15 protein-coding genes, 1 tRNA gene and 2 pseudogenes are annotated in these 18,324 nt (G+C 68.0%); 2 read left to right on the forward strand and 16 right to left on the reverse strand.

The genetic code is table 11. From position 1 onward, the window contains the following. Positions 1-43: 43 nt before the first annotated feature. The 7 genes from AC1DP3_RS13115 to AC1DP3_RS13145 all read right to left on the reverse strand — a co-directional run bounded on the left by AC1DP3_RS13115 (position 44) and on the right by AC1DP3_RS13145 (position 11,115). Positions 44-3,091, reverse strand: coding sequence for a hypothetical protein (locus tag AC1DP3_RS13115; RefSeq protein ID WP_477293943.1), 3,048 nt, complete (start codon positions 3,089-3,091; stop codon positions 44-46). Between the two features lie 111 nt (positions 3,092-3,202). Continuing rightward, positions 3,203-4,405 (reverse strand): aminotransferase-like domain-containing protein, encoded by a 1,203-nt coding sequence (locus AC1DP3_RS13120; protein WP_477293944.1) that lies wholly within the window; start codon positions 4,403-4,405, stop codon positions 3,203-3,205. Positions 4,406-4,420: 15 nt separating this feature from the next. Beyond that, positions 4,421-6,106, reverse strand: coding sequence for a dipeptide ABC transporter ATP-binding protein (locus AC1DP3_RS13125; RefSeq protein WP_477293945.1), 1,686 nt, complete (start codon positions 6,104-6,106; stop codon positions 4,421-4,423). Positions 6,107-6,129: 23 nt separating this feature from the next. After that, positions 6,130-6,975 carry an ABC transporter permease gene (locus AC1DP3_RS13130; protein WP_477293947.1) on the reverse strand — a complete coding sequence of 282 codons (846 nt, stop codon included), beginning with the start codon at positions 6,973-6,975 and terminating at the stop codon, positions 6,130-6,132. Continuing rightward, positions 6,972-8,027 (reverse strand): ABC transporter permease, encoded by a 1,056-nt coding sequence (locus tag AC1DP3_RS13135; protein WP_477293948.1) that lies wholly within the window; start codon positions 8,025-8,027, stop codon positions 6,972-6,974. Before AC1DP3_RS13135 ends, AC1DP3_RS13130 begins: the two co-directional genes overlap by 4 nt. Next, a complete protein-coding gene (locus AC1DP3_RS13140) occupies positions 8,024-9,637 on the reverse strand; it encodes an ABC transporter substrate-binding protein (RefSeq protein ID WP_477293950.1) in 1,614 nt (537 codons plus the stop codon). The genes AC1DP3_RS13135 and AC1DP3_RS13140 overlap by 4 nt, the downstream gene beginning before the upstream one ends. 56 nt (positions 9,638-9,693) lie before the next feature. Beyond that, entirely contained in the window at positions 9,694-11,115 is a 1,422-nt protein-coding gene (locus AC1DP3_RS13145) for an FAD-binding oxidoreductase (RefSeq protein WP_477293952.1), read from the reverse strand. A gap of 267 nt (positions 11,116-11,382) precedes the next feature. Between AC1DP3_RS13145 and AC1DP3_RS13150 the strand changes: the two genes are divergently transcribed. Together AC1DP3_RS13150 and AC1DP3_RS13155 are read left to right on the forward strand one after the other, a co-directional pair. Beyond that, positions 11,383-11,859: a heme-degrading domain-containing protein gene (locus AC1DP3_RS13150; protein WP_477293953.1), complete on the forward strand. Its 477-nt coding sequence runs from the start codon at positions 11,383-11,385 to the stop codon at positions 11,857-11,859. Positions 11,860-11,948: 89 nt separating this feature from the next. Next, positions 11,949-12,020, forward strand: a tRNA-OTHER gene (locus AC1DP3_RS13155). Between the two features lie 50 nt (positions 12,021-12,070). Here the strand turns inward: AC1DP3_RS13155 and AC1DP3_RS13160 are convergent. The 9 genes and pseudogenes from AC1DP3_RS13160 to AC1DP3_RS13200 form a co-directional block, all read right to left on the reverse strand. Continuing rightward, complete coding sequence (locus tag AC1DP3_RS13160; protein ID WP_477293955.1) at positions 12,071-13,252, reverse strand: tyrosine-type recombinase/integrase; 1,182 nt, start codon at positions 13,250-13,252, stop codon at positions 12,071-12,073. Between the two features lie 244 nt (positions 13,253-13,496). Next, the gene (locus AC1DP3_RS13165) at positions 13,497-14,774 is read right to left on the reverse strand and encodes an ATP-binding protein (RefSeq protein WP_477293957.1); all 1,278 of its coding nucleotides are present in this window, start codon (positions 14,772-14,774) and stop codon (positions 13,497-13,499) included. Positions 14,775-14,861: 87 nt separating this feature from the next. Beyond that, a pseudogene (locus AC1DP3_RS13170) lies at positions 14,862-15,056 on the reverse strand (hypothetical protein); the annotation flags it as partial. After that, on the reverse strand, positions 15,019-15,420 hold the full coding sequence (locus AC1DP3_RS13175; RefSeq protein ID WP_477293959.1) for a hypothetical protein: 402 nt from the start codon (positions 15,418-15,420) through the stop codon (positions 15,019-15,021). The pseudogene AC1DP3_RS13170 and the gene AC1DP3_RS13175, both read right to left, overlap by 38 nt. A gap of 82 nt (positions 15,421-15,502) precedes the next feature. Then, positions 15,503-15,799, reverse strand: a pseudogene (locus AC1DP3_RS13180) (transaldolase family protein); the annotation flags it as partial. 10 nt (positions 15,800-15,809) lie between these two features. Further along, a complete protein-coding gene (locus tag AC1DP3_RS13185; protein ID WP_477293960.1) occupies positions 15,810-16,055 on the reverse strand; it encodes a biotin/lipoyl-containing protein in 246 nt (81 codons plus the stop codon). Next, entirely contained in the window at positions 16,048-17,046 is a 999-nt protein-coding gene (locus tag AC1DP3_RS13190) for an alpha-ketoacid dehydrogenase subunit beta (protein ID WP_477293962.1), read from the reverse strand. The genes AC1DP3_RS13185 and AC1DP3_RS13190 overlap by 8 nt, the downstream gene beginning before the upstream one ends. Continuing rightward, the gene (locus AC1DP3_RS13195; RefSeq protein ID WP_477293964.1) at positions 17,039-18,052 is read right to left on the reverse strand and encodes a thiamine pyrophosphate-dependent dehydrogenase E1 component subunit alpha; all 1,014 of its coding nucleotides are present in this window, start codon (positions 18,050-18,052) and stop codon (positions 17,039-17,041) included. Before AC1DP3_RS13195 ends, AC1DP3_RS13190 begins: the two co-directional genes overlap by 8 nt. Continuing rightward, positions 18,049-18,324: hypothetical protein (locus AC1DP3_RS13200; RefSeq protein ID WP_477293965.1), on the reverse strand; the 276-nt coding region annotated here is incomplete at its 5' end. The genes AC1DP3_RS13200 and AC1DP3_RS13195, both read right to left, overlap by 4 nt.

Genomic DNA, 18,324 nt, shown 5'->3' on the forward strand with positions numbered 1-18,324 from the left:
CTCCTCGGTTCCTCGTGCGGCGAGGCGCGCACGTGGCGTCAGCCTAGCCCTGGGAGGGGACAGGATGCCGCGACCCGGCCGAGTCCGCGCCCTTGCCGTCGCGGCTCCCCCACGGGAGGGTCAGCAGCACGCCGACGGCGCAGATCACGGCACCCAGTGCGGCCGCCCACCACGCGGTGTCGTCCGGGATCTCGAGGTACGTCGTGAGGCCGAGGATGCGCGCGAGGCCCCAGGGCAGGAGCCCCATCTGGTCGTTCCATGCCGAGAGGACGGTCTCGAGGCCGAGCAGGCCGACGACCGCAGCGGGGAGGGCGAGTCCGGCGCCGACGGCCGTGAGGATGATCCCGGTTCCCCGGCGACGGCCGAACTGAGTGGAGAGGGCCCAGCCCGCCGCGACGAAGACCCACACGAAGAGGGCGAAGGCGACCGAGATGTAGAGCGTCCGCCGTACCGGGTCGGTCCAGAACGCGAACCAGTAGCCGCCCGGCCCGGTGAACGAGAGGGCGGTCAGCGTCACGATGCAGCGCAGCACGATCACGCCGCCGACGGCCGCGATGACGGGCCACGGCGAACGGCGGCGGAGGAACAGGTCGACCACGATGAGGAAGACCAGCCAGGCCCCGAGCACGAGCACGAGGTGCGTCCACGAGAGGAAGGAGGTCTGCACGGCGCGCGTCGCGACGAGGAGGCCGCCCGGGACGAGGACCAGCATCCATCTGTCCAGAGGGAGCAGCCCGAGGATCGACTCGCGCGCCCGCCAGGGACGGGTCGAGGCGAGCCAGGTGCTGCGCGCGGCCGCGGCGCCGGGCCTGCGCACCAGACGTGTGCGCGCGGCGACCATGCCGATCACGAGCCACCCGAGAGCGAGCGCGAGCAGCACGCGGGCGATCCATGCCATCGCCTCGTCGCGGTCCGCGCGCTGCACGCCCAGCTCGGCGGCGGCGAGGTTCCACGCGGGGTGGGCGAGGTCGCCCGTGTAGGTGTCGAGGTGTGCGTCGGCGAGGGCGACGTACTCGTCGCGGGCTTCGGTCCACGCGGCGTGCGCCGCCGGGTCGAGGGTGTCGTGCCAGCGCATCTGCTGCAGGAACATCGCGCGGTAGGCGCCGAGCAGCTTGAGCACGTCGGCCTGGTACGAGAGTGCGCCGATCAGGTCGTCGCGAAGCGCGGGATCACGCCAGGTGCCGGCATCCGTCCCCGCTACTGTGTCGCGCATGCGCTCGGCCGTTGCGACGGCCTCGGCTCCCGCCGCGATCGTCTCGTCGACCCGGTCGCCCGTGATCTCGTAGATGACGCCGAGGGTGGCACTGTCGCCGGTCAGGATGTCCCACTCGAACAGCCACATCTGGGGCGGCGGATGCAGCCCGAGTGCCACCGTCCGCACTTCGGCGAACGGCTCGATGTAGAGGCCCTGCGTGATGGCGTCGCGTGACTGCGCCATCGCGTCGGCGATGGCCGTCGCGGTTGCGGGATCATCCGAGAACCACTCGCGCGCCCAATCGACGGTGACCTGGCCGATGTCGGCCTGAGGGTCGCGGGCAAGAGCCGCGGCGGCCTGGGTGTTGAGCTCTGAGAGGTGCCAGAAGCCGGTCTTCAGGTAGAGGATCATCGGACCCGCGCGCCAGGGACCGCCGTCCTGCGTCCACGTCCAGATGCCCTCGACGTTCGGATTCGACGCGAGGATCGTCTGCAGCGCCCACTGGTACTCGGGGCCGAGATCGTTCGGGAACGAGCCGAACGCCTCGAACTCGCGTCGGCTCTGGAACTCGATGATGCGGCGCTGGTCGCCCGTCTCGAGGGTCTCGTTGAGGGGCAGCCAGCTGTAGAAGTCGCCGAGCGTGTACTTCGTCGACACGATGAGCGCCGGGGAGTCGATGCCGTCGAGCACCGCGTGGTACGAAGCGGGGTCGGTGTGCATGTCGCCGACATCGCCGATCCCGACGCTCCACGTGCGGAAGATCACCTCGCGCTCGGTCTCCTCGGCCTGCGCGGAGTACGTCTCGAGCATCGTCCGCACCGCGTCGACCGTGCGCACCGCGATCTCGGAGTAGTAGTTCCAGCCCGGCTCCTGGTAGACGTTGCCGCCCTCGCCGATGCGGATCAGGATGCCCGACAGCGCCGGCTCGGCGGCGTACAGCTCGTCGAGCGCGGCCGTGTACACCTGCCACAGTTCGGGGTTCTCGGTGTCGAGGCCTCCGAAGCGGCTGTCGAAGTAGTCCGCGAGCTCGGGGGTGAGCGTCGGCATGTCGGTGCGGAGGAAGATCTTGACACCCAGCTCTGCGGCGCGATCCCAGAACGGCCCGAAGGCCTCGCGGAGCGCGAGCGCGCGAGCCTCGTGCGGGTCGCCGTCCGGATAGACGGGACCGTCGGGCACATCGGCGAAGGTCGCGAACTCGACGAATCCCGGCCAGGACACGGCGTTGTAGCCATTCGCCACAGAGTGCGCGAGGAAGCTCTCCCAGTCGTCGTACGCGAGCGCCAGGGCATCCTGGTCGATGTAGGGCGGGTCGGCGAGGTATACGTCCTCGAAGGCCCGCGAGACGTGGGAGTAGTCGGTGCCGTCCACCCACTGCGACGGGTCGGGGTCCACGCCGACGGCGCCGAGATCGACCATGCGGAACGGGAGGTCGGCGGCGGGCTGCGCACCGAGCCTTGCGGTGACGTCCGTGCCGGTGCGGGTGGCATCGGCCAGGTCGTAGACGCCTCGCGCTGCTCCCGCTTCGCTGGCCGCGTCGATCCGCAGCGCGGTCGCGTCGCCGCTCAGGGTGTACGAGTCGTCAGAGTCGTCGCCCTCCCCCGCAGAAACGGTGAGGGATGCCTCGCCCGACGTCTCGGCGCCGGCTGCGGCATCCGTCAGATCCTCAAGAGCGAGCGAGATGCGTGGTGTCACAGGCGCATCGACGGTGGAGAAGCGAGGGGCGGCCACGGGAGCGGCGACCTCAGGGACGACGGGGTCGGCCGGGGTCATCTGCGTGGAGGGCTCGGTGGATATGCCGAGCGCGTCACCGACCACGACGCCCACGCCGAGACCGAGGGCGAGGAGGACGATGGCGGTGACGACAGCGAGGATCCCCCGTCGTCGCGCCATAGACATGGGGAGAAGCCTAAGGGGCCGGGTCGCGGCATCCGTTCCCGGTCGCCCTCTCGCGGCCGCCTTCGCCGGAATCGTTACGGTTCCGTGGCCACAGCGAGTCGCATGCCGGGATCAGCGCTGGCGGCGGACGGCCCTCCCGATGCGCGCGGCGGCCTCGTCGAGACCCTTGATCGGGGTATCGCCGAATGCCAGCCGCAGATGGCGCCCGGCATCCGTCCCGGGTCCCGAAGCGAAGAACGAGCCGCGCTGATAGAGCACGCCCTCGTCGCTCGCGTCATCGGCGAGGCGGTCGGTGTCGATCCTCTCGTCGCGCACGCGCGGCCAGAGGAAGAGGCCGCCGAGGGGCACCTCGATGTCGAACACGCCGGGGGCCTCGCGCTCGAGGGCAGCGGCGAGCGCCCGCGCCCTGCTCGCGTACAGTCCGCGCGCCGCCGTGAGCGTGCGATCGAAGAGCCCCTCGTCCTGGGTGAGCAGGTCGGCGACGATCGCCTCGACCAGGGTCGACGAATGCGAGTCCTGCCGGCTCCGCAGGGCCACGACGTCGGGGACGAGTGCGTCGGGCAGCACGAGCCAGCCCAGCCGGAGCCCGGGCCCGAGCGTCTTGGTGAACGTGTTGACGTGGATGACCTGCTCGGAGTGGTTGAACGGCTCCTCGTCGGCCGACCCACCCTCGAAGCGCAGCTCGCGGTAGGGATTGTCGGCGAACACGACGAAGCCGTAGTGCTCCGCCAGCCGCACGAGCTCGCGCCGGCTCTCGACCGGCAGCGACCCCTGCGACGGGTTGTGGAAGTCGGGAACCGTGTAGAGCGCGGACGGGCGCGCACCCTCTCGCAGGTGCGTCTCGAGCTCGTCCAGGTCGAGTCCGGCTGCGCCCACCCGCACGGGAAGTGTCCGCGCGTCCGAGAGCTCCAGACCGCGGAGGAACAGCGGGAAGATCGGAGTGTCGACCGCCACGAGGTCGCCTCGCTCCACGGTCGTCTGGATCGCCAGCGCGAGGCCGTGGAACCCCCCGTTCGTCACGACGATCCGCGAGACATCCACCCCCTCGCGCTGCGCGATCCACTCGCGCAGGAGCGGAATCCCCTCGGTGCGCGAGTACTGGAGCGCCGGGAGCCCGGGCTCGGCGAGGACGCGCGCGGCCGACTGGGCGAGCTCCGCCGCCGGGAGCGCCGACGGGTCGGGGATCCCTCCGAGCAGCTCGATGGCATCGGGCCGGCGCTCGCGAAGCGTCTGGTCGCCGAAGCCCTTCGGACGGGAGAGGGCTGCGATGAGCGCGGTCGCACGGTGCTCGTGCGTGAGGGTGTCGATGGTCACGGTGTCCTCCGGATGTCAGATGGTGCGGACCAGCGGCGCGGCGTCGGCGCGGGTCTCGAGCGGTGATTCGGGGCTGGTCTCGGCGAAGCTCTCGCCGCGGGATGCGGGTCGGGGCACGGCGTTGAGCAGTCCGCGCGTGTAGTCGTGCCGAGGATCGTTGAGCACCCGGTCGGCGGGGCCGCTCTCGACGACCACGCCGCCATGCAGCACCGAGACGCTGTCGGCGACCTGGCGGACGAGTGCGAGGTCGTGCGACACGAACAGGTAGGTGAGGCCCCGCTCGGCTTGCAGTCGCAGGAGGATCTGCACGATCTCGGACTGCACGGTCACGTCGAGGGCGCTGGTCGGCTCATCGAACACGATGACCTCGGGCTCGAGCACGAGCGCCCGGGCGATCGCGACGCGCTGGCGCTGGCCGCCGGAGAGCTCCGACGGTCGCCGCTTCGCGTGCCCGGTGCTCAGGCCCACTGCTGCGAGCGTCGATGCGACGACCGCCGCACGATCGCGCCGCGCCCCGACCTTGTACCGGTCGAGCGGCTCGCGAACGATTGCACCCACCCGCCACGACGGGTCGAGCGACGTGAAGGGGTTCTGGTAGACGAGCTGCAGCTGCCGGCGGGTGTCGCGCACCTCGGCGGTCGAGCGCCCCGCGATCGACTCGCCATCGATGCGAATGGTGCCCTCGTCCGCCTGCTCGAGGCCCAGCAGCAGCCGCAGCGCGGTGGTCTTGCCCGACCCCGACTCGCCCACCAGCGCATGGGTGGTCCCGGCGGCCACCGAGAACGAGACGCAGTCGACGGCTGTGTGCGCCCGACCGTCCACGTGGAAGGTCTTCGTCAGGTCGGTGACCTCGATCCGCGGGTCCGAAGTCGGATCGGGACGACGGATGCTGCGCACCGCGCTGTAGCGATCGGGATTGAGTGACGGAGCATCGTCGCGCAGCCGGACCGTGTAGTCCGACGAGGGCGCGGTGAACACGTCGGCGGTGGCACCGGCATCCTGAACCCGTCCGTCTTTCAGGACGACGATCCGATCGGTCCGCTCGGCCGCGATCGCGAGGTCGTGTGTGACGAGGAGCAGTCCGATGCCACGGTCGGCCTGCAGGTCGGACAGCAGGTCGAGGATGCGCTTCTGGATCGTGACGTCGAGCGCGCTCGTCGGCTCATCCGCGACGATCAGGTGGGGTGCCGGGATGACGGCGAGTCCGATGAGCACGCGTTGCAGCATTCCGCCGGAAAGCTGGTGAGGGTACGAGTCGTAGACGCGCTGCGGATCGCGCAGCCCGACCCGCTCGAAGGTGTCGAGGATGAGGGCTCTGCGCAGGCGGGAATCCCGCGGCTCGACGAGGGCCGCCGCCTCGTGCGCCTGGCCCCCGATCGTGCGCACGGGATTGAGCGCATTGGCGGGGTCCTGAGGGACGAACCCGATCTCGCGTCCGCGCAGCGGGCGAAACCGGCGATCCGAGAGGCCGAGGGTCTCTGTGCGCTGGAACCAGACACTGCCCCGCGCCCGCGCACCCTCGGGCAGAAGGCGCAGGATCGACCGGGCGATCGTGGACTTGCCCGAGCCGGACTCACCGATGAGCGCGAGGCTCTCGCCGCGGCGGAGCCCGAAGCCGGCATCGAAGACGACCTCGTTCCTGCCGTAGGCGACCGTCAGGCCCTCGACGCGGAGGAGTTCAGGAGAAGTGCTGTCGATCATGTGCGTTTCCTCTCTGCGTGCGGTCAGGACGTCTTGCGCAGCCAGCGGCTGATGCGGTTGATCGAGAGGACGGTGGCGATCGTGATGGCGGCGGGGAAGACGAGCAGCCAGGGTGCGCGCGGGTAGTCCTTGCCCGAGGAGATGAGCAGACCCCAGTCCGATGCCGGGGGCGGGTCGCCGTAGCCGAGGAAGGCGAGCCCGGCGATCACGAGGATCGAGAGGCCGAACTGGAGGACGGCCAGCGTCAGGATTGACCGTGAGGCGTTCGGCAGGATGTGGCGGAAGAGGATGTGCGCGCGGGAGCCGCCCTGCAGCGTGGATGCCTCGACGAACACCGCACGGCGCGTCTTGATGACCTCGGAGCGCATGACTCGCGCGAAGACCGCGACGGCGGAAACGCCTGTCGCGATCGCCGCGTTGATCGTTTGGAAGCCGAGCGAGCTCACGATCACCACGGCCAACAGGAAGCTCGGGATGGCGAGGAGGACGTCGACGAGCCGGGCGAGGGCGATGTCGGGCCAGGATCCGAAGGAGCCGGCGACCAGGCCGATCACGCCGCCGACCATGACGCCGATGGCGACGGCGACGAGCGCACTCAGGACCGACGACTGCGTGCCGAAGATCACGCGGGTGAGCTGGTCCCGGCCGAGCTGGTCGGTGCCGAAGAGATGCACGGCGCTGGGTGCGAGGAATTTGTCCTCAGGAACGCCGACTGCGGGGTCGTACGCCGTGAAGGCGCCCGGTGCGACGGCCCAGGCGAGGACGATCGCGAGGAACGCGAACGACACGAGCGTCGTGAGGGGCACGGATGCCGCAAGGGCCCGCGTGGCCGACACCGGCCGGCGCAGGGTGAGAGCTGCGCCGGTCATCGGACGCTCACCTCTTCTTTGATCGGGGCCGGCTCTGGGCCGGTGCCGGTGGTCGCCGGCACGGGGAGGGCCGCGGGCTGGACCGCGACCGGCGCGGAGGCTCGTCGCGCCCTGCCGAGGCTCACGCGCGGGTCGAGGATCGGGTAGGCGAGGTCGGCCAGCAGATTCACGACGACGAACACGACGGCCGCGAGAGAGACGACGGCCTGAAGAACCGGGAGGTCCTGCGTGGCGACAGCGCGCTGGACCAAAGAGCCGATCCCGGTGCGACCGAAGATCGACTCGGTGATCAGCGAGCCGCCGAGCAGCTCTCCGACGATGAGCGCGAGCACCGTCACCGTCGGGAGGGCGGAGGGCTTGAGCAGGTGGCGCCCGAAGACCGCCGTCCGGCGCAGTCCCTGTGACCTGGCCACGGCGACGTACTCCTGCCGGCTCTCGTGGTCGAGGTTCGCGATGAGCACCTCGGCCAGCTGAGCCGACACCGGGATGCCGAGGGCTATGGCGGCGAAGAACGTCGACCACGGACTCTCGGCGTCGATGATCCGGAAGACGCCGAGGCCGAACGCGAACACCTGGATGAGCAGCAATCCGATGACGAAGTTGGGGATGGAGAGGAAGAGCGAGGGGAACGCGCGCAGGACGCCCTGGCCATAGCGGACTGGCAGCACCTGGCTGCCCCACGCGATGAGAGCGGCCAGCACGATCGCGACGACGAGCGCGGTCGAGGCGAGGATGACGGTCGACGGGAGTGCTTCGGCGATGAGCTGGCTCACCGGGATGTTGGAGCGCAGGGAGAGGCCGAAGTCGCCCAGCAGGAAGCGCGTCAGCGACTGCCAGAGCTGGACGAACATCGGCTGGTCGAGGCCGTAGTACTCGACGATCGTCTGGATTTCATCTTCGGTGAAACCGTTGTCGGGATTGCGGAGCGTGCTCGAGACCGGATCGCCCGGCAGCACGCTGATGACGATGAACGTGAAGACGTAGGCCAGGAGCACGACCACGATCGCCTGGGCGATCCGCGGGACGGCGAAGCGGGCGTACTCGGATTTCATCTCGGCCTCCTCGAGAGGTGGGACCGTGGCGCTGCGCGTGAACGCAGCGCCACGAGCGGGACGAAGTAGCCCTTCGACAGCACGTGCTCCTGCACGTCCTCGAAGACCTTCGCGCGCGACTCGGTGTCGGTCGCCGAGGCGAGGGAAGCAGCGAGATCGTTGAGCTGGGCATCGCTGGTGCCGACCTTGAACCAGTCCTCGTCGCCGGGGTTGCTGGCGGTGAGGACGCCGGGGATCGTGCCGATGTCGACGAAGCTTCGGGTGATCTCGGTGGCCGCGACGGTCTTGTTGCCGATGACCTTCGTGCCGTAGGTGACCACGTCGTACGCCTCGATGTCTACTGTGAAGCCGATCTCGGCGAGCTGCTGGGCGACGAGCTCGTCGATCGCCTTCGACGTCGCGAGATAGGGGTTCGGGTAGAGCGTCACAGCGAGCGGAACGCCGTTCTTGGCACGGACTCCGTCGGCGCCCTCGACCCATCCGGCGTCGTCGAGCAGCTCTTCGGACTTCTTGGGGTCGTACGCGAAAGCCGATGTGTGGTCGGTCGCCTCGGGCACGTTGCTCTGCACGAACGTCTCGGCCGCGTGCCAGTCGTCGGTGTAGACCGTCGCCAGGATCTGGTCGCGGTCGATGCCGTGCGTGTAAGCCTGCCGGACGGCCTCGTCGTCGAAGGGCGCGACGGTGGTGTTCAGCGCGTAGCCGTTCGCGAAGCCGAGGTACCGGGGCACCGAGATGACGAAGCCCTCGTCTTTCAGGGCATCCAATTCCTGCGGGGAGGCGTTGTAGGCGACATCCGCCTGCCCTGCCTGCACCGCTCCGGTGCGCAGAGTCGGCTCGGCGACGATCTTGTAGGTGAGCGAGTCCAGATAAGCCGGGCCTTCGTGATCGAGTGCCTCGGGCCCCCAGTCGTAATCGGCCCGCTTGGTGAGGACGACGCTGTCGCCCTCCTTCCAGGACTCGACGACGAAGGGGCCGCTTCCGATGTCGTTCGAGAGATCGGCCTGCTCCTCGGCGGAGAGCGACAGCGTCGAGGGCGAGATGAGGATCGAGCCGTGGTACGCGAGCGTCGGGATGAAGCTCAGAGTGGGCTTCGAGAACGTGACCTTCACCGTCGTGTCATCGACGGCCTCCGCCGCGACGTAGTTCGCCGACGGAAACAGGCCGATGCGCGCGATGCCCTTGTCGGGCGCGCCCTTCGCCCAGATGTCGATGTTCGCGACGACGGCTGCGGCATCCAGCGAGGTTCCGTCCGAGAAGGTGACCCCGTCCTTCAGGTGGATCGTGAACTCGGTCGCGTCCGCGCTCTGCTCCCAGCTCTCGGCGACCCAGGGGCTGAGATTGCCCTCGCCGTCGACGTAGATGAGCTTGTCCGTGATGTGGCCCCACACGTGGCCCTGATAGCTCGAGATGGAGCTGGAGTTCGGGATCCAGGTGGCGCCGAGCGAGTCGATGAGGAAGACGAGGTCGCCGCCTTCCTTCGGCGAGACAGAAGCGGTGTCGACGCTCGCCGTGTCGGTGCTGGGGCCGGCGCAGGCCGTGACGAGCGCCGTCGTCGTGAGAAGGGCGGTGGCCGCGACCGCGGCCCGCCAGAGGAATCGTCTCTTGGTCATTCTTCTTGTCCTTGCTGTGATGTGGGGATGGGTGGCGGCGCCGAGGCGCCGACGTCTCAGAACGCCTTGCCCGGGTTGAACAGGGCGTGTGGATCGAACGCCGCCTTGACCGCCCGCTGCGCGGTGAGGCTGCGTTCCGAGAGCTCGAGCGCGGCGAGCTCTCGCTTGACCGTGCCGATGCCGTGCTCGCCGCTGACGGTGCCGCCGAGGGCGAGTGCCAGGCGGACGAGCTCGTCGGCCGCCTCGTGCAGCTCGGCGGGCGGCGATGCGGGATCGGCGCCTGCGGGGATCGGCTTGGTGATGATCGGATGCAGATTCCCGTCGCCGGCGTGCGCCACCGCGCCGATCTCGACCCCGAACCGGGCCTCGAGGCTCGGCAGGGCGCGGTACACCTCGGGGATCCGGGACTTCGGCACCGCGATGTCACCGCCGGCGAACCACGTGTCGTCGTCGAACCCGCGGCCCCCACGACGGAGCGCCCAGAGCGTCTCACCCTCGGCATCGTCCTCAACTCGGACGACTCCCCCGACGCCTTCGAGGGCAACCCGCAGATCGGCGAACTGCTCGTCGATGCCGTAGCCGTCGAGCTCGATGAGGAGCAGCGATCCCCCGCGTTCCCGCAGGTCGGTGCCGCGATGCCGGTCGATGTTGCGGAGGGTCCGCTCGTCGAGGAACTCGATGACGGCGGGCCTCACGCGACTGCGGGTGATGGCGGCGAGCGCCGAAGCCCCGTCGTCGGTCGAGCCGAAGAAGGCGGTGATCGTGCGGCGCGCGACAGGGAGGGGCCGCAGGCGCACGGTCGCCCGCACCACGATGCCGAGGATGCCCTCCGAACCGACGAAGAGCGAGACGAGGTCGAGACCCGTCACGCCCTTGATCGAACGGTGCCCGACGGAGACGAGACTGCCGTCCGCGAGGACGACGTCGAGGGCGAGGACCGATTCGCGAGTCACTCCATACTTCGCACAGCGCAGGCCGCCCGCGTTCGTGGCGATGTTGCCGCCGATCGTCGAGATCTCGTAGCTTGCCGGATCCGGCGCATAGAAGAGGTCCCACTGGGCGACGTGGGCGTTGAGAGCGGCGTTGAGCACACCGGGCTCGACGACGGCGACCTCATCGAGGGGCGAGACCTCCACGATTCTGTCCAGACGCTCCGTCGACACGACGAGCTGGTCGCCGGCCGCGAGCGCGCCGCCCGACAGACCGGTGCCCGCGCCACGCGGAACGATCGCGACACCGTGCGCCCCCGCGATCCGCACGACCTGCTGCACCTGCTCGGCCGAAGTCGGGAGGGCGACGGCAGGGCCCGCATCGGCGCCGATGCGCGCGCCGCGGGTCGCCGCATCGTGCAGATAGTCGAGGGTGTCCTCAGAAGGATGCCGCACCTCGATCTGCGGGAATCGCCCGAGGTCGGCGAGCACGGAGCGCAGGGCCGTGGACAGCCGCGTGTCGGCGAGTGGAGCGGTCGTCGTGGACATCACGGCGCCTTTCGTGGGGAGGGGCAGGGGCGCCGGCTCGGTGCTCCTCGGCGCTCCCCGACAGTAGGGATGGCGCCGGGCCGCCCGCACACCGCCGCGTCACGGTTGGTTGTCTTGTGTCACATGCCGTCATCGATGCGCGCAGAACGTCATACGCGCTGACCACCGTCGAGACAGCATCCGTCCGCAGATCGGGCTCCGGGTCCGTGCCGTGCGACTCGAAACGGTGACGGATGCCGCGCCACGCGCGTCGCTACGCTCGAGTGCATGAGCGACCCTCGCGAGATCCTGACCCGCATCGAGGCCGAAGAAGCGGAGATCGTGCTCCCCCGCTTCGACCTGGAGGACGCGTGGCGGCTGGGATCGGCGCTGCGCGCCGCAGCCCTGGATGCAGGGCTGCCGATCGTGATCGGCATCACGTTGGGCGAGGCGCGGGTGTTCCATAAGGCGCTGAAGGGATCGAGCGCCGACAACGACGGGTGGCTCGAACGCAAAACGCGCGTCGCCCGCCGGTACGGGCGTTCCTCGTACGCCGTCGGGCAGTCGTTCAAGGCCCACGGGGGCGACTTCGACGTCGACGGCCGCCTCGACACGACGCTCTACGCCGCACACGGCGGGGTGTTTCCCATCACCATTGCGGGGGTGGGCGTCGTCGGCACGGTGGGCGTATCTGGTCTGCCGCAGGAGGATGATCACGCGTTCGTCGTCGAGCACCTGCGGCGATATGCGGCGTCTCTCGCCTGAGGCGGTGCGCCCGTCACGAGAGGACTCACAGCGAAACCCCGGTTAACGCTCTCTCACTCTGTGGGCGACTGGGGCTAGCGTGAGGTCATCGCGACGATCCGGGTGGTCCCGGGCACCGGCTCATACCGGCTGAGCAGCGGGTTCGACTCCCGCCGTCGCGTCGAAGTTAGAAGGTCCGCGATCCCTTGAAAAGACTGGGATCGCGGACCTTCTAGTCCGAGGCCTCGACCTCGAATGGACACAATTTGGACACAAGCGCTGCAGAGCGGGCTCGATCCAGTGCCGCCGAGACGGTATCCACGTCTTCGTCGAAGAGGTCGGCATATACGTCCAGGGTCATCGCCGCCGATGCGTGACCGAGCATTCTTTGGACCGCTTTGACATTGGCGCCAGACGCGATCGCGAGGGACGCCGCCGTGTGACGAAGATCGTGAACGGTCATGCGAGGCAGGCCCGCRTCGGCCAACGCGCGCATGAACCACGATCGCGACGCGCCGGATGATCGCGGTCGCGTGAGATGAACCTCACCGGCTCCGAAGAGAAGGGCGTGCGGCGATTTGCCATCCGCCAGAGCCGCGAGAGATCCGCGAAGGAACGTAGGAAATCCCACAGATCGCAGTTCGTGAGTCTTCGGTGAACCGAGATGCAAGTCGGTTCCGACTACCACGGCGTTCTCGTTGACTGCCAGTCGGCCACGCTCGATGTCGAGGTCGCGGACACGGAGGGCCGACAACTCGCCCCATCGAAGCCCGGTATACGCCGCAACGAGCACAACAGTCGAATGTAGTGGGCCCGCGGCGTCCGCGAGCCGGTCCACCTCCTCGTGAGAGAGGTAACGGTGGGGCTTCTTGAGCTTTCGAGGCAGGTCGACCCCTCGCGCGGGATTGCGTGGAATCCGCCGATCACGGACGGCGACGTCGAGGACCGCAGCAAGCACGCCGTGTGCGCGAATGACAACGGATGCGCTTTTCGGGCGACCGGCTTGTCCGGCGGTCCGCGGGTGCAGGCGTCGGGTGGTGTGCGCGGTCCCTGCGCTCACTTCGGTAATCCACTTCTGCACTTCTGAGTGAGTGATCGCGCCGAGCTGAATCGATCCCCATCGGGGTTCCACGTATACGCGCCACGCATCATCTAGTGGCTTGTAGCTGGACGGTTTCAGCTTCATCCGCTTGACGCCGAGCCAGTTCGGAGCGAGTTCCCCCACGGTCACTCGAGCGCTCGCGGGGTCGATGAACTCTCCGGTCAGCATCTGCGACTCGACGGTAACCAGATAGCGCTCGGCCTCACGCTTGGTCCGGAAGCCTCGCTTGGCCATCTGCCGGTGGTCGGGACGTCTATAGCGCACGCGGTAGCGGCGCCCGGCCGTGGTCTCGTAAGGCTCCACGCTCCCCATACGGACCCCTTCCAAACCCTGTCTTGCGGATCTCCTATACTATTCGACATCGATGCACATGTGTCAGGCCGCGTCATGGGTCAGCTGAAGTCAAGGTGAGGCCGCGCACCGGCAGCGTCGGCGCAGCGCAACCTTCTGATCCGTAGGCGGACGGCAGGAGGCCAGAGAGTCGCGTGAAGCCGCGGATGTCGAGCCTTCGCTCACACATCCGTGCACACATTCGCCCATTCGCCACTGCCACGCACTACAGGCGCCCGACCGTCTCGATGTCCTCCCAGAACTCGGCGGCGACCTCGGCCGACACTGTGGCCCGCGTCGCCGAGATCGCCGCGACGTAATCCTCGACCAAGGGACCTTCAGGGTCTTCCGCGCGGGAGTAGACCGCGTTCTCGAGCGCGGATTGGGATGCCTTTCGGGCGGCATATTCGATGTCTGCTGGCGAGAATCCCTCGGTCATTCCGACCAGGCTCGGAACGTCGAGGCTGCCTGCCGCAGCCGGGATGTAGCGACGCCAGATCGCGTCGCGGGCTTCCTCGTCGGGGAGCCCGATCGGGATGACGTAGTCGAACCTCCCATGCCGCAGGAAGGCGGCATCCAACGCCCTGATGAAGTTCGTCGCGCAGATCAGAAGTCTCCCTGGCTGCTCCCGGAAGGCGGGGATGATCTTCAAGAGCTCGTTCGTGACCCCCTGCGTCGGGGAGGGCGGCTCCCCCTGACGATGCGAGGCGATCTCTTCGACCTCGTCGATGAACACCACAGCATGCTCTAGTTGGGAGATCTTCGTGAAGGTCTCGCGAAGAGCCCCCGCCAGCCCACCGGGGTTCGATGCGAGGCGGGACGGGAAGACCTCGACGAAGGACCACTCGAGGCGCGACGCGATGGCCTTCGCGAACGTGGTCTTGCCCGTTCCGGGCGGGCCGAACAGCACGATGGCACGTGGTGGGACGACACCGAATCTGTCCGCCAGTTCGGACTGCGCGAGCGGCATCACCACACGGCGCTCAAGCAGAGCCTTCTCGGCGGTCATTCCGCCAACGCTGTCCCACAGCCCACGCGGAAGAACGCGTCCGCCCAGCTCGGCGAGGATCTTCAGCTCCTCCCGTTGGACGGGGATGTGACGCTCGAAGTAGTGCAGGTCCTGCTTCAAAGCGAATCCCTGATGCAGGAATGCGCCGATCCTCGTTTCGGCGGCCGGCATGAGCGCCGACATCTTCGAGATGCCCGCAGCCGCCATTCGGGCCTCCAGCGCGGCAAGGAGCGACGAGCCGATTCCGAGGCCGCGCACGTGCGATGCCGTTGCAAGAAAGACCACCCAGCCCTGTGCGTGCGCGACGCGGCCGATGGCAGCGCCGACGACCTCGTCGCCGATCACGGCAACAACCGCATGGTCCTTGGAGCAGGAGGCGAGGACGTCCGCAAGCCCGTACACGGGCTCCGCGTTTGCGGCGAGCACTTGCTCCCAAAGGCGCAGGATGCCGTCGACATCGTCGGCGTGGTAGTCGCGGATGCGCCAACCGGTCATGGAGTCCCCCTTGAGCCCGTGCAATGAGCCTGTCATGAGAAGGATGCTCTCGGCATCCGATCACGGTCGTAGGTGATGTCGCTGAACACGGTTGTTGCCCAGCTGAACGATTGCGCAAATCGCGGCCTCTCCGTCGATCCAGCGCAACAGGCTGCCGCCGAACAGTGTCCCGTTCGCGTTCAGGTCCTCGGGGCGCACCCAGCGACGAGATCGAAAGGTGATTTCCTCTACGAAGGCTCTCTCGTCACGCGGCGGGAATGAGGATGTCGCGGACCAGAGCATCAAGCTGAGCGGCAGCATCGAGGAACTGACGCAGCGTGTTGCGCGCGGCGCCGAAGTCCTCGAACTCCGCAGGCACCATGCCATCGACTGCGTAGGCGCGACGGAACTCGGTCAGCGAATAGAGTTCGCTCAGGATGTCCGCGGCGACCGGTACGTCGATCCGGGACTCCGCCGGGATTTCGTTTTCATTGATGCGCGCCTGCCAGTCGAACGGAGGTGAAACGACCAGATCGCCACCGACGAGCTCTGACCACTGCAGATGATTGCGGAAGGCAGCGGAGAGGATGCGGCTCCGATAAGCGCGCTCGGTGAACAGGTGGTGTGCGCGCTTGAGCGCGGCGACCCCCGCCCAGTCCATGGGCACCCGGGCTGGTGAGGACGCGATGCTCCGAGGTCCATTTCTTGAGCCAATCGTCCAAGCGCCCACCCATGATCGTGACGACGTGACCGAACTCCTGCTCGGGCAGTCCGTCTGCGGCGCGCCGGTCAAGCGCCCGCTCGAGCGCTTCTCCGACCGCGACCGCCTGCGGGACGGTGAAGCTCAGGGTCGCGTTGATGCTGACGCCGCGATATGCGGCTTCCTCCATCGCGGCGATTCCGGTTGCTGTGGCGGGAATCTTGACGATGATGTTCTGGGCCAGCTGCGAGAACTCGACCGCCTGCGCGACGAGTGCGCGGCGAGAGCGGCGACAAGTCCGCCGCCCCCGCTGCCGATGACAACGACGTCGAACTCTTCGTCCCAGACGACTGCGCTCAAGACGTCAGCTCGATGCGTCCGATTTCACTGCCGACCGCGTAGGTCTCGTCGTCCGTGGCTTCTCCGTACCGGAGAATGCCGCTGGCAGCCGCCTCGATGTCCGTCTCGACCTTCTCCGTCTCGATGCTGTAGATCGCATCCCCCTCGCTGACGGGAGCCCCGTCGCCGACCAGCCATCCCACGAAGACGACCTCTTCGGACGCCATCGACACTTTCGGAATCGTCACCGACACTTCAGACACGTACTGCTCCCATCACTGTTCTTGCTGCATTGAGGATGCCGTCCACGCCAAGCGTCACGGCGAATTCAGAGGCCCGCGCGGGAATCGGCGTGAAGTCCGCCCCGACGCGCTGGACCGGCTCGGCCAGGACCCCGAAGAGCTTCGCCGAGATCTGCGCGGCGATCTCGGCCCCGGGCCCCGCGAAGGTGGTGGCGTTGTGGGCGATGACGGCACGACGAGTGCGACCCACCGACTCGAGCACGGTGTCCATGTCGAGGGGAAGCAACGACCGAAGATCGATGACTTCGGCCTCGATGCCTTCCTCCGCCAGCTTCTCGGCGGCCTGCAAGGTCGCCGTGGTCGCCAGGCCGTACGTGATGAGGGTCATGTCCGATCCCGGGCGGAGTACCGCCGCCTTTCCGATGGGCACCCGATGTCCGTCACCGACCGGCACTTCACCCTTCAGCCCGTATAGGCGTGACGCCTCGATGACGAGGACAGGATCGGGGTCGAAGATGGCCTCGAGAAGCAGCCCCTTAGCGTCGGCAGGGTTGCTGGGGAAGACGACCTTCATTCCTGGAACGTGCATAAACCAGGCCTCGAGAGACTGCGAGTGCGTGCCGCCCGAGCCGGTTCCCGCGAAGACGGCGGTGCGCACGGTCAGCGGGCAGGTTGTGCGCCCGCCCGACATGTATCGGATCTTGGCCGCATGGTTGACCATCTGATCCATCGCGATTCCGATGAAGTCCATGATCATGATCTCGGCAACGGGCTTGAAGCCCTCGATCGCGGCACCGACGGCGGCGCCGATGATCGCTGCCTCCGATATTGGGGTATTCATCACCCGGTCGTCACCGAAGGCCGTCGAGAGTCCGCGGGTGACACCGTTGACCCCCGCGGCGGGATCTGCGAGGTCCTCCCCGAGGAGGAAGACCGTGGGGTCGGTCCGAAGGGCTTCCTCGAGCGCCTCGTTGAGAGCCTCACGGATGGAGATGACGCGTGTGTCAGTCATGAGTGACCACCAATTCGTTTGCGTAGACGTCGGCGCGGATCTCGTCGGCGTCCGGGATGGGTGCGGCGAGAACGATCTTGAGTGCTTCCTCGACCTCGGCCGCAGCCTCGGCGCGGATCCGGTCGATCTCGGCCTGCGAGATCCCCCTCTCGACGAGGTACCGGGGGAAGGTGACCATGGGGTCTACCGTCTTCTGGTGCGCGAGCTGATCTCCCGGGATGTACTTGCCCGAGTCGCCTGCGTAGTGACCTTCGAATCGGAAGGTCACGGCCTCGACCAGAGTGGGGCCGCMTCCCGCCCGGGCGCGTTCGACGGCTTCCTCGAGCGCCGATACCATTGCGACCGGGTCATTGCCGTCGACAGTGACCCCCGGCATCCCGACGCCCTTGGCGCGATCGGCCACATGCGGGATCGCCATCGTGTCCTCGATCGGAGTCATCTCGGCGTACAGGTTGTTCTGGCACAGGAAGACGACCGGCAGCTTCCAGACCGCCGCCAGGTTGACGCCTTCATGGAACGACCCCGTGTTTGTGGCCCCGTCGCCGAACGTGACGACGACGACACGGTCGGAGCCTTGCTTGACCGCGGCAAGGGCGGCACCGACTGCGATCGGTATGCCGGAACCCACGATGCCGGTCGTGAGCAGCACTCCATGTTCGGGATCGGTGATGTGCATCGTGCCGCCTTTGCCACGCGAGGCGCCGACGGAGGTGCCCATCACCTCGCCGATGATCTCGGTGAGCGGCACGCCCTTCGCGACGTGGTCATGCAGACCGCGGTAGGTGGTGACCAGCCGGTCGTCCTGCCGGAGCACGTGACCCATCGCGGCGGACACGGCTTCCTGTCCGCGTGAGGGCCAGATCACCGTGGCGAGCTCTCCTCGCTTGATGCCGGTGACGATGCGCGTATCCAGCGCTTCCTCACGGGCCATCGACCGCCACAGACTCCGCAGCGCCGCGGTGTCGAGAACGGAGGCCGTACCGACGGCCTCGGTTGTTGCGCTCATGTCGCACTCCTTTCCAGATCCTTCATGTTGTTGTCCTCAGCGACCTCGGACCGCACGCCCCGCTTCTCGAGAACCAGGGAGTCGCCCTTGCATCGCAGCTGGCATGCCAGCCGCACCAGGCTGTCGCTAGCCATCGGTCCCGGCATCTTCATCCGTACGGCGTCGAGCTCTGCATCCTCGGCGGGGAGAGCATCGCGCTCACCGTCGACGATCTTCGTGAAGCAGCTCATGCAATCCAGCTGCCCCCAGCACTGAGTCGGCCAGACATAGCC

Source organism: Microbacterium sp. P5_B6 (assembly GCF_056400345.1).

Excerpts from the sequence above, each read along its gene's own strand:
- AC1DP3_RS13115 (WP_477293943.1), bottom strand. The coding sequence starts at position 3,091 with ATGTCTATGGCGCGACGACGGGGGATCCTCGCTGTCGTCACCGCCATC.
- AC1DP3_RS13125 (WP_477293945.1), bottom strand. The coding sequence starts at position 6,106 with ATGATCGACAGCACTTCTCCTGAACTCCTCCGCGTCGAGGGCCTGACG.
- AC1DP3_RS13130 (WP_477293947.1), bottom strand. The coding sequence starts at position 6,975 with ATGACCGGCGCAGCTCTCACCCTGCGCCGGCCGGTGTCGGCCACGCGG.
- AC1DP3_RS13135 (WP_477293948.1), bottom strand. The coding sequence starts at position 8,027 with ATGAAATCCGAGTACGCCCGCTTCGCCGTCCCGCGGATCGCCCAGGCG.
- AC1DP3_RS13140 (WP_477293950.1), bottom strand. The coding sequence starts at position 9,637 with ATGACCAAGAGACGATTCCTCTGGCGGGCCGCGGTCGCGGCCACCGCC.
- AC1DP3_RS13145 (WP_477293952.1), bottom strand. The coding sequence starts at position 11,115 with ATGTCCACGACGACCGCTCCACTCGCCGACACGCGGCTGTCCACGGCC.
- AC1DP3_RS13150 (WP_477293953.1), top strand. The coding sequence starts at position 11,383 with ATGAGCGACCCTCGCGAGATCCTGACCCGCATCGAGGCCGAAGAAGCG.
- AC1DP3_RS13165 (WP_477293957.1), bottom strand. The coding sequence starts at position 14,774 with ATGACCGGTTGGCGCATCCGCGACTACCACGCCGACGATGTCGACGGC.
- AC1DP3_RS13190 (WP_477293962.1), bottom strand. The coding sequence starts at position 17,046 with ATGACTGACACACGCGTCATCTCCATCCGTGAGGCTCTCAACGAGGCG.